Here is a 16,196-nt window from a genome sequence, read left to right as displayed (position 1 = left end):
CTCAAGTATCGTACCAAGAAAGGAACGGAATTGCAACTGTTCATCCGTTCTTTTTCTGAATCGCCAATTGTTCGTATGGTTTTTCAAGGTTCTCTTGGAAATCAAGCGGCTGTTGCGACGCATGATAGTCTTTTTCGATGCCTTGTCGTGCTTCTTCACGTTCTAAATAAATGACTGCTGAATGTCGCAACGCCTCGCCTTCGAGTCGTTTAATGGCAACGACTAGACCACCTGTACTCGCTGGTGAACGTTCACTCTCTAGATTATACACGTTACTGACGAGCGGCAGCTGATTTATTTCCGCGAACGACTGCGCAGCGGATGCTGTCTCCATCGTAAAGTTATGGACAAGACGGAACTCGACAATTTTATAAAGCGCCTGCGCTTGGCGGAGTACCGCAAGATTCAATGCCGCCAATTGGTTATACGTCTGGACGAGTGGCAGACCTGTTTGTTTAATGCCATAAACATGAACACCATCTTCGAAGCGGTAATCCGTTTCGCTTTCGGTGATGACATAGACATTTTCCCCGGCACGCGCCAACCGTTTTGCGAAGTCGGCAATTGGCCGATTCGTGTCCGTATAGTCTTTTGCGACGAGCAGGACAGCTTGATCGTTCCATGACGTCTCACGTTTTACCGCCACATAGTAATCGTGCGCTGTCAGGTAGACATCGGGTTCGATATCTTCATCTGCTAAAAATGGGTATTCGGCATAACGTGCTTCCAGCCAATCGATTGTTAATTCTCCAGCGTCCAGTAACCGTTCCGTTTCTTCGAATCGTTTAATATGTTCACGGAAACGATTCGCCGCGTATTGTGCCGTCGTCTGTCCGTCAAGAATGAACGGCCAGTCGCTTGAGACGGCAAGGAGATACTCGCGAATCAACTGACGTTTCGCTTTGAGCGTCAATCCGTCCTGGTGACGGTTGCGGGCAACAACACCTGCGAGACGTTTTTCAAGTTGATGCAAGTGACGAATCATCCAGTCATTTCGTTCGTTAATCCAGACATCTGCATATCCTTTGCGTCCCCATGTCCCCATCGCGACATGAACCGTTTCGATATCATCGAAATGTCGATCGAGGAATGTCGCGGGTGAAATCGATTCGATTCCAAAGTCTTCAAAACGCTCCATCGCTTTACCGAGGAAGTCAGGTCCTTCAAACCACCAATGACCAAACAGTTCCGCGTCAAACGGTGCCGTGACAAGAAACGGCGGGAAGTCTTGTCCGCTTTGTTGATCAAGGTGCTCGGCCAATGCGCCCGCAAAATCAGCTGCATGCTCATCTGTTTGTTTCCACGCCCAATCACGGACGTAAAAGGCCTTTTGATCGGACTCTCCTGTGACACGGTGCAATTTCAATCCTGTATCGTAACGAAGCCCTTCCGGATGCATGAATTCCGCAATTTGGTCCCACTCGCGGTCGTAAGCAAGGTCACGGTAAAACTCACGGTAGTTCGGATGTCCCGGATACCCGATGACCGAACTCCAAATCCGACCGGAAATGATTTGATCGCGTGGGAATAACGCGACACCGTGCGGCGAATAGACCGGTGCACCAATTCCGTGTTTCGGAGCAGGATCCGCGTTTAAGATGGAATGTTCGTCTACGAATGTATAACGAATCCCTTCTTCATACATGATTTTATCGAGGCCAGGTGTATAGGCACATTCCGGCATCCAAAGTCCCGTCGGTCGGAATCCGTAATGCCGTTCGAAACAATTCATCCCTGTCTGAATCTCTGACCGTGCCGCTTGTTCGGATAACATATGCGGACTGAAACCGTGTGTCGCCGTACAAGTCATCAATTCGAGGTATCCTGCTTCTTTATAGTGACGGAACGCATGGTTTAAATCACGTCCCCAATACTCAAAGGTCACTTTCAAATCATGGTACCGTTCTTTATAGAAGAGAAGAGCATCACGCTCTTCTTTGACTAAGTCCCGTTCCAGTTCTTGATCAATCAAACGTAATGTGTCGTCCAGATGTTCGACATACCGTTCTTGAATCAACGAATCCGCCAACATCTCGATGACAGGTGGAGAAATACTGATTGTCCAACCAAGCGGCCGTTCAAGACGATTGATTTCCCATAGTAATGGAATATAGGTCTCGGAGATGGCTTCATACATCCAGCGCTCCTCGAGGCGATGTGCTTCTTGATGACGAATATATGGTAAATGGGCGTGTAATACGAGTGAAAAATAACCTTTACGCATGTTTTCTCTTCCTCTCCTTCTTTCTATCTCTTTTACTTAACGAATCCGGTCGAAATATGAATACGGGCGCAACACTTCTACCCACTCTGGTTGATCGACTTCACCATTTTGCCAACGCGCGACGACTTCTGCGAACCGTCCTTCTACAGCTGGCTCGTCCCGCGGCGTCTCGACCGGCTTCGAACGTAAGACCGGCAAGAAATCGCCATCAATCGTTTGAATTCCCCATTCAATGATGTATGTAGTGTTTGGGGAGAGTGGTCGTACGAACCAGGAATTCGTCATTTCCGGTAGTTCAAATTGATACGTCCGGTTCGCTTCACCTTGTTCATAATCAACCAAAGTCACATCGATGATCCGAAGTTCTTTCCGGAATGAATCGAATGACGCATGGTAATGTGTCTCTAACATCTTCCGTGACAATTCTGATAGTTCCCAGTAGACATATAGAGCTGTCGGTGATTGCACAATCGCATGCATGATATCGTCTTCATAATGCGTCGCCATACCGAATGCGTCCCGTTCAAGCGATGGAATCGCGATGACCGCTGGAACGATGTCGTTCCCGGAAGTTTTCATCGATGGCGTGGCTTTCTTCGTTGGTTTTGCTCCTGTATTTTTTGTTTTAGGAGCAGTCGTTTTTTTATTAGTCGGTTCTGAAAGTGACTTGCGGTATTTACTCCAGGCATATTTCACTTTCCCTTCCGTCGATTCTAATTTTTCTGCGATTTGTTTTGTCGTCAATCCTTGTTCTTTTAGCTTAATGATTTTTTCAAGCATTACCTATCACCTCTTTATCTTTATTCACTTCTTTCCTATTCTACAAACTTGTTTCAAATCCCTTTACGAAAAAAAGTAGGTCGAGGAATCTCCCCGTACCTACTTGGATTAGTTATTTAAATCGTAGTGTTTTCCTTTTTCGAGATAGATGAGATGTTCCCCGACATTCGTCAAGTGGTCACCCATCCGCTCGATGTAACGGCAGATGTTCGTAAATTGCATGATTTCATCCACGACGATTGGTTGCAATGACATATGGCGCATGTATTGGCGAAGTGCTTTATATGTCGTCTCATCGATGATGTTGTCGAGATCAGATAATGCTTTCGCTTTTTCGATGTCGCCATCACGATAGGCGACGATTGCGGTTTCTGTCATATCAAGCAACGTTTCGAACGCTTCTTTCAAGAGCGAGATATCGATGACGTACGGGAATGTCTCGACGCGTAAGACCGCTTTCGAAATATTTCCTGCATAATCAGCAATCCGTTCCAAGTCTGTCGCGATTTTCATCGCCGTCACGAGTCGACGTAAATCTGTCGCAACGGGTTGTTGTTTTGCGATCAACAGAATCGCATCATCATTGATTTCAAGTTCAAGCGCATCAAGCTCATTGTCATTTTCGATGACAGTACGCGCGATATCGAGATCATATTTTTCAAGTGCTTCTGCTGTCGTCGCAATTTGTTGCATCGTCTTGCGGGCCAGGAGAAAAACTTTTTGATCGAGTACTGCCAAGTTTTCCCCAAAAATCGTACGGTGAGTTGCCATTGAAAGTTCCTCCTAATTATCCGAATCGTCCTGAAATATAATCTTCCGTCCGCTTATCGCTTGGATTTGAGAAAATGCGGTCCGTTTGATCAAACTCGACTACTTCTCCGTTCAAGAAGAATGCTGTTTTATCCGACACACGTGCTGCCTGTTGCATGTTATGCGTCACGATGATGATTGAGTAATCTTTTTTCAAATCCTGAACGAGTTCTTCGACTTTGAGTGTCGAAATCGGATCGAGTGCTGAAGTCGGTTCATCCATTAAGATGACATCCGGTTCAATCGCAAGGCATCGTGCGATACAAAGACGTTGTTGCTGTCCACCTGATAACCCGTAGGCATTTTCATTCAGACGGTCTTTGACTTCGTCCCAAATCGCTGCACCACGTAAGCTACGTTCAACGATTTCATCCAAAATCTTTTTGTTTTTGACGCCATGGACGCGTGGTCCATATGCGATGTTGTCATAAATCGATTTCGGGAATGGGTTCGGCTGTTGGAAGACCATACCGACTGATGTCCGTAATTCTTCTACTTCATATTCTTTATCGAAAATGTTACGGCCATTATATTCGATGACACCGTTTGTCCGAACGATTGGCACAAGCTCGACCATCCGGTTCAACGTTTTGATGAATGTCGATTTCCCGCACCCAGACGGTCCGATGATTGCCGTGACTTCGTTTTGTTTAATATCTAAGTTGACATCTTTTAATGCGTGGTCGTCACCGTACCATAAGTTTAAATTGTCGACACGGTATACACTGTCTTGCGCAGCTACTGGTTGATTCATAATTGTTGCCCCTTCTTTCTCGGCTGTTTTTGTCGTCAGCTTCGTATCCATCATCTGTGTTCCTCCTTAAAAACGTTTCAGAACCTTCTATCTACTTAATAACGTTTTGAAAAGCGATTTCGAATCCAGATCGCAAGTGAGTTCATCGTCAACAAGATCACCATCAAAATGAGGATACCAGCTGCGGCGAGACCTTGGAAATCGGCTTGTGGACGGCTTGTCCAGTTATAAATTTGAATCGGTAATGCTGTAAACTCTGAAAAGAGACCTTCCGGTGCACGCGCGATGAAGATAGCTGCCCCGACCATGATCAATGGTGCTGTTTCTCCGATTGCACGAGAGACCGCTAAGATGATTCCGGTAATGACACCCGGGAGTGATGCCGGTAACACGACTTTGAACGTCGTTTGCCATTTTGAAGCACCGAGCGCGAGTGAAGCATGACGCATTGCTTGCGGCACCGAACGAATCGCTTCTTGCGATGATACGATGACGACCGGTAAGCTCATGAGCGCAAGCGTTAAGGCTCCTGCAATCAATGTTGAACCGAAGCCCATGTTACGGACGAAGAAGGTTAATCCGAGAAGACCGAAGACGATTGAAGGAACACCTGCTAAGTTTGAGATGTTGACTTCGATGAACGATGTCATCCGTCCTCTTTTCGCATACTCTTCTAAATAAATCGCTGCCCCGACCCCGATAATGAAAATCATTGGGATGATGAGGAGCATTAAGAAAATCGTTCCCATCAGTGCCGGATAAATCCCTGCATTGGCCGGTCGACGCGATGGCGCATTTAAAAGGAAATCAAGCGACAACCAAGCGGCACCGTCACGGATGACACCAAAGAGAAGAATACCAAGAACGACAAGACCGAATAATAGACCGATCAAGAAAATCACTTTCGTTACATTGTTCACGACGAGTCGTTGACCAATCGATTTTTTTACAGCTACTGGGTCAATAAACTTTTTTTGTACAGGTTGTTTTTCTGGTAAGGCCATCTCAATACTCCTCTCTGAAGCGACGCGTAATCCAGTTCGCGAGTAAGTTCATCACAAGAGTAAAGACGAACAACAACGTACCGACCGCATAAATACTGTAATATTCAACCGTTCCGTATCCCGCGTCACCAAGTGCGACCTGAACGATATACGCTGTCATCGTTTGGACAGGTTCAAGCGGGTTGACGGTTGCAGTAGGATTTGACCCTCCTGCGATTGTTACGATCATCGTCTCACCAATCGCACGAGACATACCCAGTACGATTGACGCGATGATACCTGAAAGAGCTGCCGGAACGACGACTTTTAAAGCAACTTCAAGGCGTGTCGAACCAAGTGCGAGCGCACCGTCACGAATTTTTTTCGGGACAGAACTCATCGCATCTTCAGAAATCGAAGCAATCATCGGGATGATCATGATTCCGACGACAATGCCTGGACTCAGTGCATTATAGATTGCAAGACCAGGAATTAACTTTACGAGTAGTGGTGTGACAAACGTCAAGGCGAAGAAACCAAAGACGATTGTTGGCACCCCTGCCAATACTTCAAGGATTGGTTTTAATACACGACGTGCGCGCTCTGATGCATACTCACTTAAGTAAATCGCAGAAGTGAGTCCAATCGGCACGGCAACTAGCATCGCAATCACGGTAATCTCAAGTGTTCCCACGACGAGCGGCCAAATTCCGTATTCTGGTTGTGAATTCAGAGGATACCAGCTCGTACTTCCGAAAAATTCTTTGATTGAAACCACTTCAAAGAAGTGTTCCGTTTCAATGACTAACGTGAGAATGATGCCAATGGTCGTAACGACTGATACAAACGCACATAAAAATAAGACGATTGGCATAATTCGTTCCATGATGTTTTTCATACTGAACTTTTGTTTACGGTTCTGTTGAATCAGCTCTCGAACCGAACCTTTTGATGATGAATTCATCCTTCTTCGCTCCCTACTCCATCACCCCTACATAAGAACGGGACCTAAAAAGGAGGGGATTCCCCCCTTTTTAGGCCATCCTTACATCTGGATGTTTATTTCATTGCGTCTTCGATTGCTTTTGCATTTTCGTCATAACGGTCTTGCTTCATTTTGACGTAACCGACTTCTTCCGCTAAATCACCTGCGTTTTCATTCGTGAATTTCACGAAATCAGCCACTTGTTTTTTGTCGTTTAATGACTTGTTGTTTACATACGTGTAAATTTCACGTGATAGTGGGTACGAAAGATCATTGATTGTTTCCGGAGTAGGCGCGACAGCGTCTTTTCCTTCAGCAGAAAGTGGTACTTCTTTTAACTTGTCTTTGTTTTCTGCATAGTACGCGTAACCGAAGTATCCGATTGCACCTTTTGTTCCTTCAACACCTTTAACGAGGACGTTGTCATCTTCTGATAACTGAACATCTTTACGCATATCTTTTTCATCCATTACTTCTTCATTAAAGTAATCGAATGTACCTGAGTCTTTACCTGGGCTGAAGAACTTGATTGGTTCAGCCGGGAATGACGAATCAACATCTTTCCATGTTTTAACGTTCGGATCAAGCCACATTTTATTGAGTTGCTCAATCGTTAATTCTTTGAGCCATGTATTTTCTTTACTCACCGCGACTGTCAAGCCGTCGAGTGCGAGTGCCATTTTCGTATATTCAATTCCATTTTCTTCTGCTTTTGCTGCTTCTTCTTCTTTAATCTCACGTGAAGCATTCGAGAGGTCTGTTTCACCGACGACGAAACGTTTGAATCCGCCACCTGTTCCAGATACGCCGACTGTTACGTTGACGTCTGGTTGTTCAATCGAATATTCTTCTCCGACTGCTTCCATGATTGGGAAAACTGTTGAAGATCCATCAATCGCAATCTTTCCTGAAAGATCTGACGAACTTGAAGAGCTTCCTTTGTCATTTCCGCATGCCGCACCGACTACTGCGATTGAAGCTACTGTTGTGATAAGTGCTGTTTTTTTCATCCAAGACATGATTAAATTTCCTCCTCGAAGTATGTCGCTTGTAGTGCTACGACTTTTTATCCGTTTCCCTTACAAGACTTATACTACCGATGAACTATTAAAACGAAATGAATCCAACGTAAAAGAATTGTAAAGGCTTGTTTTTTGCAGTTTACAATTCAAAAACCATTAGAAAAAAAGGTCAATCCAAATAAAAAAACGAAGATGAGTTTCCTCATCTTCGTCTTTCTAGTTAATTTGGCTTAGTTTGCCACGGGATATCTTTGACGTTGAAGTACGCCTTCACTAAATCATGACCAATTTTCGAGTTGACTGTTTCTTGCTCCATATATGGAAGGAACACAGCCCATGCGATCTCTGGATTGTCGTATGGCGCCCAACCGACAAGGTTTGAGTTGAGGGACCGTATCGGTTGCCCGCTCCCGTCCCGTAAAGCAATTCCGTCTTCACCATACACACTAACCTGTGCTGTCCCGGTTTTCGCAGCCGCGTCGATACCCGTCAACGCGATGACTTTAGCCGTTCCCCGCTCGCCTTTGACGACACGGTGTAATCCTTCGCGGACATGATCAATGTTATCTTGGCTGACTTCGACCCGATTCAAATAGTTCGTCTTGAAACTATAATCGACTTGTTTCGTTCCTTCTTCAATTGAATTCGAAGCAAGGACTTGTTTTAGGAAGTGCGGTTGGACACGGTAACCACCGTTCGCGAGTGTGGAAATGTACTGCGCGACTTGTAACGGTGTAAAGGCATCATATTGCCCGATAACACGGTCCATCAGGAGCGTGACGCGGTCAGGTGTTCCTTGAACACCCTTCGCTTCATACGGTAAATCGATGCCTGTCGTAACACCGAGCCCGAACTGGCTGTAATAGTTCTGCATGATGGCTGCAGCCGCATCGACACTCGCCCCTGCAATCCCGTTGCTCGGATAGTTCGCCATCCGCATCGCAATGTTGAACATGTACACGTTGGATGAACGTTCGAGAGCCGTCAAATCCGTAATCGGTCCCATGTTGACATACGATGCTTTTTTCGTTCCGCCAATTGTGATCGGTGCATCGTTGATGACTTCATTTTGGCGGATTACGCCTTCTTGAAGCCCCATCGCGACCGTCGCCCCTTTAATCGTTGATCCGATTTGGAGTGACGTCAGGACGTTATTGATGGCAACGTCACTGAATTTGTTTGTCGACGTATCGAGTTTTTGTCCCGACATTGCTAAGACCTCACCTGTCTGCGGGTTCATCACGACGGCATAACCTTCTTTTAAATACCCACTGCCCATGCCGCGTCCCATTTTAATCGCTTGTTGGAGGATTTGGTCAACCTGTTTATTGTATGCTGCGTCAACCGTGAGAACGAGGTCTTTTCCGGACTCCCCTTCTTCCCGGTTCGGTTCACCAACCGGTTCACCATTAAACGTTTCATACACGTCATATGCCGGTTTTCCCCGAAGTAAATCTTCATATTGTTGTTCTAAGAACGAGGTCCCGACACGATCATTTAAGCTGTAGCCTTTTGCTTTATACTGTGCTTGTTGCTCGGCTGGAATCTTTGAGTACTTCCCGAAGATATTCCGTAACGTCCCTTCATAAGGATACGACCGTTCATAGAACGGCTCGACGGAGACACCTTTTAACGCTTCAAGGTTTTCATCAATGATCGCCATCTCTTTTGCCGTCGCACCGAGTTTGACGAGTTGCGGATCAAGTGCATATCCGACCTCCATGTTGTGTTTAATGGCAACGATTTCCATCGTCTTGTCGTCAAACGCAATATCTTTTTCTGTAATCGTGTCAAGCATCACCTGGTTTTCTTCAGCAATCGATAATTTTTTCCGATCTTCTAAGGTCGGATATTTTTCTTTCATGACCGCATCAAAACGACGTTTCGATTCTTTTTCGTTCGTTGCAATCCAGTAATCCTTTAAGTCACGCTCCGTTACTTTCCAATCATCTTTCGGTAAATGGATGATGGCAGCAAGACGCGATGCCGTTTCAATTCGTTCATCGACCTTTGTATTTTGCGAACGTCGGTAGACGATTGAGTACTTCGAAATCGTATCGACGAGCAAACGCCCATCGCGATCGTAAATCTTACCGCGTGGTACTTCGTACTTTGAAGCAATCATCTCTGTTTTTTGAACTTCTCGTGAAATTTTTTCACCGTTGACAATCTGGACGACACCGAGTCGAAAGATTAAAATCGCAAACAATAAAAAAACAACAAAAAACATTAAATTCAATCGAAGCGGCAAGTGGTTACGCCGTCTTCCTCTTACCGTGATTCGTTTCGCCATGGCGTACTCCCCTATCGTTCAAAAAGTCATCTTTGTTCATTATATAGAAGGAAACCATCCATAACAACCTATCCCATCATTTTCCGTATTAAAAAAGAGCCGCTTCCTCATGCGAGGAAACGACTCTTTTTAGTCAAGACGATTATTTTGCGTCAGCGTAGAGTTTTGCAACGTGATCCCAATCGATGACGTTGAAGAACGCGTTGATGTAGTCAGGGCGACGGTTTTGATAGTTCAGGTAGTAAGCATGCTCCCAAACATCAAGTCCGAGGATTGGTGTTTTACCTTCCATGACGGGTGTATCTTGGTTCGGTGTCGAAACGACAGCAAGTTTGCCACCTTCGACGATGAGCCATGCCCAACCCGATCCGAAGCGTGTTGTCGCTGCTTTTGCAAACTCATCTTTGAAAGCATCGAATGAACCGAATGCTTCATCGATTGCAGAAGCGAGTTCGCCTGTCGGTGCAGCACCATCATTCTTTTTAAGCAGTTTCCAGAAGAACGAGTGGTTCCAATGACCGCCACCGTTGTTGCGGACAGCTGTTTGAATGTTTGCAGGAAGTGAATCGAGGTTTTGAAGTAATTCTTCAAGTGATTTCCCTTCATGTTCTGACCCTTCAAGTGCAGCATTTACGTTCGTTACATACGTGTTGTGGTGTTTAGAGTGGTGAATCTCCATCGTACGAGCATCGATATGTGGCTCAAGCGCATCATAAGCGTAGCCGAGTTCTGGTAATTCAAATTTTGACATTTTCATGTCCCCCTTTATCCTATTTTCGGAACTTCAATACCTCTTTAGACTAGCAAAAACAAGCAGTCTAGTGCAAGCAATGACCCTTACGAATTATTGTTCATCGCGTGGGGCGAATACCGATACGCCACCACCGGGAACCGGGAAGACACCAAATCCTTCTTCATCAATCACGACTGGCTCTTCTTGATGATTCGTGTAGTCGAACCATTCCTCTCCGGCACGGTCTTCTCCGACAAACATCCGTTTTTCACACATGTCAGCATTTGAAAGCAATACGGCACAGCCGGAGTTCGCAAATTCTTCCACTCCACGACGGACCCAGCCGACACAATGGGGATCGTCCAGGTAATCTTCTTGCTCTCCGTAGGCTTTATGGTAACGGGCGTACAGTAACGCATTGATCATCTCTTTTTTCCCTTCGACGGGATGCGGACCTTGAACACCATAATAATCACCGTAAAAGACGCACGGGTAACCATCTTTACGCAGGAGAATCGACGCGTAGGCATGTTGCTTAAACCAGTCGTCAATCCAGGATTCAAGCGATTCGCCCGGTTGCGAATCATGATTATCGACGAACGTAACGGCGTTCGTCGGATGCGACTCGACGAGTGTATCTGCGAACAGCGTCGTTAAATCAAATTCTTGTCCCTGCTCCGAAGCCTCATGGAATTTATAATGAAGCGGCACATCGAATAAATCGATTGTATAATCGACGCTATCTAAAAATTGACGACAGTCATCTAAGTCTGACTTCCAAAACTCACCGACCATATAAAATCCATCTGGATTGTCACCAATCATCGATTTTGCGAACTCATTGACGAATTCGTAGTTGATGTGTTTAATCGCATCAAGTCGGAACCCTTGGCAATTCAGCGTATCTTTAAACCAATGTCCCCAATCGATCATTTCTTGGCGGACTTCCGGGTGATTATAATCGATATTCGCGAACATTAAGTAGTCGTAATTCCCGAACTCGCTATCGACTTGATCGTTCCAATCCTTGTTTTTACCGGAAATCTTAAAGACACCTGTTTTTTCTTCGCGTGCATCGTAGTCGGTTCCATTAAAGAATTCATGGTTCCAAACAAAATCAGAGTACTTTCCGTTTCGTCCCGGGAAAGTGAATTTTGTCCAAGCCTCGATTTCGAACTCTTCTGAAATTTCTTTCGACCGATCTTCTGGATGTACTTCCACAACGTTGATTGTTTCTAGTTCATCCGCAGCTGCCTTATGATTCATGACGACATCCGCATACACGGCGATATCATTTTCATGCGCAACTTGAATCGCATCGATCAATTCGTCTTTTGTACCATATTTCGTTCGAACCGTCCCTTTTTGGTCAAACTCGCCTAAATCATAAACATCGTATATCCCATACCCTGTATCTTCATCTGATTGTCCCTTTGAAGCCGGTGGAATCCAAACAGATGTGATGCCTGCAGCACGAAGCTCTGGTGCTCTCTCTTTCAAACGTTGCCAATGCTTCCCGTCATTCTCTACATGCCACTCAAAAAACTGCATCATCGTATGGTTACGTTCCATCTCTCTTCGCTCTCCCTTAATTACTATAGTATGAATATTATTACAATATCTTTAATATTCCCCAAGGAGACAAAAATAAACGCACCCTCATAAAGAGAATGCGTTTCTTAAATGGACCCTGCAGGACTCGAACCTGCGACCGGACGGTTATGAGCCGTCAGCTCTAACCAGCTGAGCTAAGGGTCCTTAAGTAAATAGTAGCGGCGGAGGGAGTCGAACCCACGACCTCACGGGTATGAACCGTACGCTCTAGCCAGCTGAGCTACACCGCCATGATGAATTAAAACAACTACAATTAGATTACTGGATTCTTTTAAGATTGTCAATAAGTTATCTCACAAAAGTAAAGAGGAATTTCTTTTCAGAAATTCCTCTGATTTGTATTCACTTCACTCAAGCCGTTCCTGAACGTTGTTCAAGTACTAAATCCGTGATGTTGACAGCATGGTCACCAATCCGTTCAAGATTCGATAACAAATCAACGAAGATCATCCCTGCTTGTCCTGTACATTCTCCGGCATTGACCCGTAAGACGTGGTGTTTACGGAACGAACGTTCAAGCGAATCGAGTTTTCCTTCTAATTCAAGGACTTGGCGTGCTAACGAAACATCATCAAGCTCAACTGCTTTAATTGCCGTATCGACGATTTTTTGTGTTAAGACGTACATTTCGTCTAATTCTTTTTTCGCTTTCGACGTAAATACAATCCGATTGACGATTTGGAAGTCAACGAGTTCGATTACGTTCTCGACGTGATCCCCAATCCGTTCGAAGTCGTTGACGGCATGCATCAATAACGAATGATCGTTTGATTCCCGTTCAGAAAGATCGTTCGCTGCGACTTTTACAAGATAATTCGTGACTTCTGTATTCAAGTGGTTGATTGCATATTCAATCTGACCAGCGTCAGAAACATCTTTTTTATCATGTGATTGCGTATAACGATGTGCTTTACCGAGTGCTTCTTTTGAGAATTCACCCATCCGCAAGACTTCCATTTTCGCTTGGTTCAGCGCAAGTGAAGACGATTGGTTCAAGATGTTTTGATCTAAGTGACGTGGTTTTGAATCGACTGTCGTATCCGTTCCCGGAACAATCTTTTTGACGAGCCATGCGATTTGCGCAATGAACCAACATTGAATCAACGTATTGACGACGTTAAACGTTCCGTGTGCAAAGGCAATTTGCATTTTCGGTTCTAGACCTAACGCATTTGTAATCCACGCAATGAACGTCGAGAAAAGTGGTAACGCAATGAGGAACAGTAACGTTCCGACGATGTTAAAGATGACGTGTGCTGCGGCTGTCCGTTTTGCGGCAATCGACGCACCGAGCGCTGCAAGGACCGCCGTAATCGTTGTTCCGATGTTGTCACCGAACAAGATTGGAAGCGCCGCTTTGATATCAATCATGCCGCCAGAGTATAACTCTTGCAGAATACCGATTGTCGCCGATGACGACTGGACAAGAACTGTAAAGATTGTTCCGACGAAGACACCGAGTAACGGGTTGTCTGACATTGAAATCGTCAGTTCACGGAACCACTCACTTGATTGAAGTGGTTTCATACCATCTCCCATCAAAGTCAAACCATAGAATAACGCACCGAAACCGAAGATTATTTGCCCGATGTACTGAATCCGTTCTTTATTGAAGAAGAAGATTAGAAACGCACCGAGAGCAATTGCAGGAAGGGCTGCTTCTTTGACGTTAAATCCAATGATGAACGCCGTAATCGTGGTACCGATGTTCGCCCCCATGACGACACCGATCGCTTGTCGTAAATTCATCAAGCCAGCGCTGACCAGTCCGACGACGATGACGGTCGTCCCTGACGACGATTGGATCAAGACTGTGACGACGATACCGGCAAGGATGCCGAGCAATGGATTTGATGTGTATTTGTCTAAAATGTAACGAAGTCGGTCTCCCGCTGTTTTTTGAAGACCATCTCCCATATACTTAATACCGAATAGGAAAATCCCGAGTCCACCAATAAAAGTGAAAATCATTTCCTGCAAATCATAGTTCATCATTTCATCTCCTCATATCTAATCTAAAAAGTGGAATTGATTTTTTGTTAAGATTTTATTGTTTCAACCTCTCCTATTATGTAAAGGTCTATTGAACTTGTAAATAGTTTTATCAACATTTGAATGTTAAGGTTTTATTAACCTGTACCAAAACAGTTAAAACCCTTTATTTTCAACGTTTATACACGTACTACACCACTGTTATGAAACAGAGAAAAGAGTGTTATCATGCCTTTTTTAAGACAACTTATTAACTATTTACAAACCACCTTAGTTCCAAATCGTTCGTTTTTAAAAACACGCCTCGTCGATGTTTCCCTTTATTTTTGTGGATTAGCTTGGATTTCGTTTTGGACGACCGTCATCGATAGTCTTTTTATCACTAAAACAGTCCCACTTGTCATTTGGCTCATTTTACATTTCATTTTTATCGCCATCGCGATTTTACTGTTCCTGTTATTGATGTCTTATTTGAATCGTTGGTTGATTGCCTGGTTACTACCGAGACCGTGGGCGTACCGCCAAGTCTTTCCTTATACGGTCGCAGCCAACCTATGGAGTTTTCCCGTCGGTGTCCTGTGTTATCAACTTGGATTGAAAGGACTTGGCGTGACCATCATCTTCGCCGGTCACTTTCTGTACTCGTTAATACCGGTCTTTTTGGCCCGTAAACAAAAAAAAACTGCCCGCTGAAGAGATTGATGCTCAACTTGCTTTAATGCCCGATTCCTCCGTCTACCGACGGATTGACACCCCTTTCTATCTATTAAAGAATTGTAAATGTTCGAAATTCGTTCTTGTTTCTCGATTTTTAGGGAATAGTTCGATATGATAGAGAAGGTAAACTTACACAATATGGCGCTATGCCACAAAAGGAGATTTTCGATATGCCGAAAATGGTCCATCGCTCTAAGACTCGTCCCGTTCGTGTTGGGGACCTTGTCATTGGTGGAAATAATGAAGTCATCATTCAAAGTATGACAACAACAAAAACACACGACGTCGAAGCGACAGTCTCTGAAATCTTACGACTCGAAGAAGCCGGATGCCAAATCGTCCGTGTTGCTTGTCCAGAAGAGCGTGATGCGCTTGCGCTCGCTGAAATCAAAAGCCGAATCAACATTCCGCTTGTCGTCGATATTCATTTCAACTATAAACTCGCCCTCATGGCGATTGAAGCAGGCGTCGATAAAATCCGGATCAACCCGGGTAACATCGGACGTCGCGAAAAAGTGGAAGCGGTCGTCACAGCGGCAAAAGCTAAAAATATCCCGATCCGAATCGGAGTAAACGCCGGTTCACTCGAGAAACACATTCTTGAGAAATACGGATATCCGACAGCACGTGGCATGGTCGAAAGTGCCTTGCATCACATTAAGATTCTTGAAGACCTCGACTTCCACGACATCATTGTTTCGTTAAAAGCCTCTGACGTTCAACTTGCGCTCGAAGCGTATCAGTTAGCCTCTGAATCATTTGACTACCCACTTCATGTCGGTATCACAGAGTCAGGTCCTTTACGTACAGGCTCATTAAAATCGGCTGCTGGTCTTGGTGCGATTCTTTCACGCGGTATTGGTAACACGGTCCGTGTCTCGCTATCAGCTGACCCGGTCGAAGAAGTCAAAGTCGCAAAAGAAGTCTTGAAATCGTTTGGTCTCGCAGCAAACGCTGCGACATTGATTTCTTGCCCAACATGCGGTCGGATCGAAATCGACTTGATGGCGATTGCGGCAGAAATCGAGGATTATATCGATAAGATTCAAGTCAACATCAAGGTAGCGGTACTCGGTTGTGCCGTCAACGGTCCTGGTGAAGCACGTGAAGCAGATATCGGAATCGCCGGAGCGCGTAACGAAGGACTACTGTTCCGCCACGGAGAAATCATCCGCAAAGTACCAGAAGCGACAATGGTCGAAGAATTGAAAAAAGAAATCGATGCAATCGTTCTTGAAAAAGAAGCGGAAAAAGAAGCGGCGAAAGCCAACCAAGTTTAATTGTTGAAG

13 protein-coding genes and 2 tRNA genes are annotated in these 16,196 nt (G+C 45.0%); 2 read left to right on the top strand and 13 right to left on the bottom strand.

Features of this window, described 5'->3' with window-relative positions:
• Positions 1-40: 40 nt before the first annotated feature.
• The 13 genes from KNQ04_RS04760 to KNQ04_RS04700 all read right to left on the bottom strand — a co-directional run bounded on the left by KNQ04_RS04760 (position 41) and on the right by KNQ04_RS04700 (position 14,190).
• Positions 41-2,224 carry a glycoside hydrolase family 57 protein gene (locus tag KNQ04_RS04760; protein ID WP_214847708.1) on the bottom strand — a complete coding sequence of 728 codons (2,184 nt, stop codon included), beginning with the start codon at positions 2,222-2,224 and terminating at the stop codon, positions 41-43.
• A 36-nt stretch (positions 2,225-2,260) separates the two neighbouring features.
• Positions 2,261-3,004: a DUF4912 domain-containing protein gene (locus KNQ04_RS04755; RefSeq protein WP_214847707.1), complete on the bottom strand. Its 744-nt coding sequence runs from the start codon at positions 3,002-3,004 to the stop codon at positions 2,261-2,263.
• 108 nt (positions 3,005-3,112) lie between these two features.
• Positions 3,113-3,775: a phosphate signaling complex protein PhoU gene (phoU, locus tag KNQ04_RS04750; RefSeq protein WP_214847706.1), complete on the bottom strand. Its 663-nt coding sequence runs from the start codon at positions 3,773-3,775 to the stop codon at positions 3,113-3,115.
• A gap of 16 nt (positions 3,776-3,791) precedes the next feature.
• Positions 3,792-4,568, bottom strand: coding sequence for a phosphate ABC transporter ATP-binding protein PstB (gene pstB, locus KNQ04_RS04745; RefSeq protein WP_235195257.1), 777 nt, complete (start codon positions 4,566-4,568; stop codon positions 3,792-3,794).
• 95 nt (positions 4,569-4,663) lie between these two features.
• The gene (gene pstA, locus KNQ04_RS04740; RefSeq protein WP_214847704.1) at positions 4,664-5,572 is read right to left on the bottom strand and encodes a phosphate ABC transporter permease PstA; all 909 of its coding nucleotides are present in this window, start codon (positions 5,570-5,572) and stop codon (positions 4,664-4,666) included.
• Position 5,573: 1 nt separating this feature from the next.
• Complete coding sequence (pstC, locus tag KNQ04_RS04735) at positions 5,574-6,515, bottom strand: phosphate ABC transporter permease subunit PstC (protein ID WP_214847702.1); 942 nt, start codon at positions 6,513-6,515, stop codon at positions 5,574-5,576.
• 95 nt (positions 6,516-6,610) lie between these two features.
• On the bottom strand, positions 6,611-7,555 hold the full coding sequence (locus KNQ04_RS04730; protein WP_214847700.1) for a PstS family phosphate ABC transporter substrate-binding protein: 945 nt from the start codon (positions 7,553-7,555) through the stop codon (positions 6,611-6,613).
• Between the two features lie 223 nt (positions 7,556-7,778).
• Positions 7,779-9,851 (bottom strand): peptidoglycan D,D-transpeptidase FtsI family protein, encoded by a 2,073-nt coding sequence (locus tag KNQ04_RS04725; protein ID WP_214847698.1) that lies wholly within the window; start codon positions 9,849-9,851, stop codon positions 7,779-7,781.
• Between the two features lie 142 nt (positions 9,852-9,993).
• Positions 9,994-10,602 (bottom strand): superoxide dismutase, encoded by a 609-nt coding sequence (locus KNQ04_RS04720; RefSeq protein ID WP_214847696.1) that lies wholly within the window; start codon positions 10,600-10,602, stop codon positions 9,994-9,996.
• A 93-nt stretch (positions 10,603-10,695) separates the two neighbouring features.
• Entirely contained in the window at positions 10,696-12,156 is a 1,461-nt protein-coding gene (locus tag KNQ04_RS04715) for an alpha-amylase (RefSeq protein ID WP_214847694.1), read from the bottom strand.
• Positions 12,157-12,268: 112 nt separating this feature from the next.
• Positions 12,269-12,342, bottom strand: a tRNA-Ile gene (locus KNQ04_RS04710).
• A gap of 12 nt (positions 12,343-12,354) precedes the next feature.
• Positions 12,355-12,428: transfer RNA gene (locus tag KNQ04_RS04705), tRNA-Met, on the bottom strand.
• 121 nt (positions 12,429-12,549) lie between these two features.
• The gene (locus tag KNQ04_RS04700) at positions 12,550-14,190 is read right to left on the bottom strand and encodes a Na/Pi cotransporter family protein (RefSeq protein ID WP_214847692.1); all 1,641 of its coding nucleotides are present in this window, start codon (positions 14,188-14,190) and stop codon (positions 12,550-12,552) included.
• 228 nt (positions 14,191-14,418) lie between these two features.
• On the opposite strand from KNQ04_RS04700, the gene KNQ04_RS04695 reads away from it, so the two are divergent.
• Both KNQ04_RS04695 and ispG read left to right on the top strand, forming a co-directional pair.
• Complete coding sequence (locus tag KNQ04_RS04695) at positions 14,419-14,883, top strand: hypothetical protein (protein WP_214847690.1); 465 nt, start codon at positions 14,419-14,421, stop codon at positions 14,881-14,883.
• A gap of 194 nt (positions 14,884-15,077) precedes the next feature.
• Positions 15,078-16,187: a flavodoxin-dependent (E)-4-hydroxy-3-methylbut-2-enyl-diphosphate synthase gene (ispG, locus tag KNQ04_RS04690; protein WP_214847688.1), complete on the top strand. Its 1,110-nt coding sequence runs from the start codon at positions 15,078-15,080 to the stop codon at positions 16,185-16,187.
• The last annotated feature ends 9 nt before the right edge of the window (positions 16,188-16,196 follow it).

The sequence above is a fragment of the Exiguobacterium sp. s193 genome (genome assembly GCF_018618755.1).
Classification (GTDB): Bacteria; Bacillota; Bacilli; order Exiguobacteriales; family Exiguobacteriaceae; genus Exiguobacterium_A.
The sequence above is the reverse complement of the archived record's forward strand: the minus strand, read 5'-3'. Positions and strand labels throughout refer to the sequence as shown.

Bases quoted from the DNA above. Each gene is read 5' to 3' on its own strand.
- KNQ04_RS04760 (WP_214847708.1), bottom strand. From the start codon at position 2,224: ATGCGTAAAGGTTATTTTTCACTCGTATTACACGCCCATTTACCATAT.
- KNQ04_RS04755 (WP_214847707.1), bottom strand. From the start codon at position 3,004: ATGCTTGAAAAAATCATTAAGCTAAAAGAACAAGGATTGACGACAAAA.
- phoU (WP_214847706.1), bottom strand. From the start codon at position 3,775: ATGGCAACTCACCGTACGATTTTTGGGGAAAACTTGGCAGTACTCGAT.
- pstB (WP_235195257.1), bottom strand. From the start codon at position 4,568: ATGAATCAACCAGTAGCTGCGCAAGACAGTGTATACCGTGTCGACAAT.
- pstA (WP_214847704.1), bottom strand. From the start codon at position 5,572: ATGGCCTTACCAGAAAAACAACCTGTACAAAAAAAGTTTATTGACCCA.
- pstC (WP_214847702.1), bottom strand. From the start codon at position 6,515: ATGAATTCATCATCAAAAGGTTCGGTTCGAGAGCTGATTCAACAGAAC.
- KNQ04_RS04730 (WP_214847700.1), bottom strand. From the start codon at position 7,555: ATGTCTTGGATGAAAAAAACAGCACTTATCACAACAGTAGCTTCAATC.
- KNQ04_RS04725 (WP_214847698.1), bottom strand. From the start codon at position 9,851: ATGGCGAAACGAATCACGGTAAGAGGAAGACGGCGTAACCACTTGCCG.
- KNQ04_RS04720 (WP_214847696.1), bottom strand. From the start codon at position 10,602: ATGTCAAAATTTGAATTACCAGAACTCGGCTACGCTTATGATGCGCTT.
- KNQ04_RS04715 (WP_214847694.1), bottom strand. From the start codon at position 12,156: ATGGAACGTAACCATACGATGATGCAGTTTTTTGAGTGGCATGTAGAG.
- KNQ04_RS04700 (WP_214847692.1), bottom strand. From the start codon at position 14,190: ATGAACTATGATTTGCAGGAAATGATTTTCACTTTTATTGGTGGACTC.
- KNQ04_RS04695 (WP_214847690.1), top strand. From the start codon at position 14,419: ATGCCTTTTTTAAGACAACTTATTAACTATTTACAAACCACCTTAGTT.
- ispG (WP_214847688.1), top strand. From the start codon at position 15,078: ATGCCGAAAATGGTCCATCGCTCTAAGACTCGTCCCGTTCGTGTTGGG.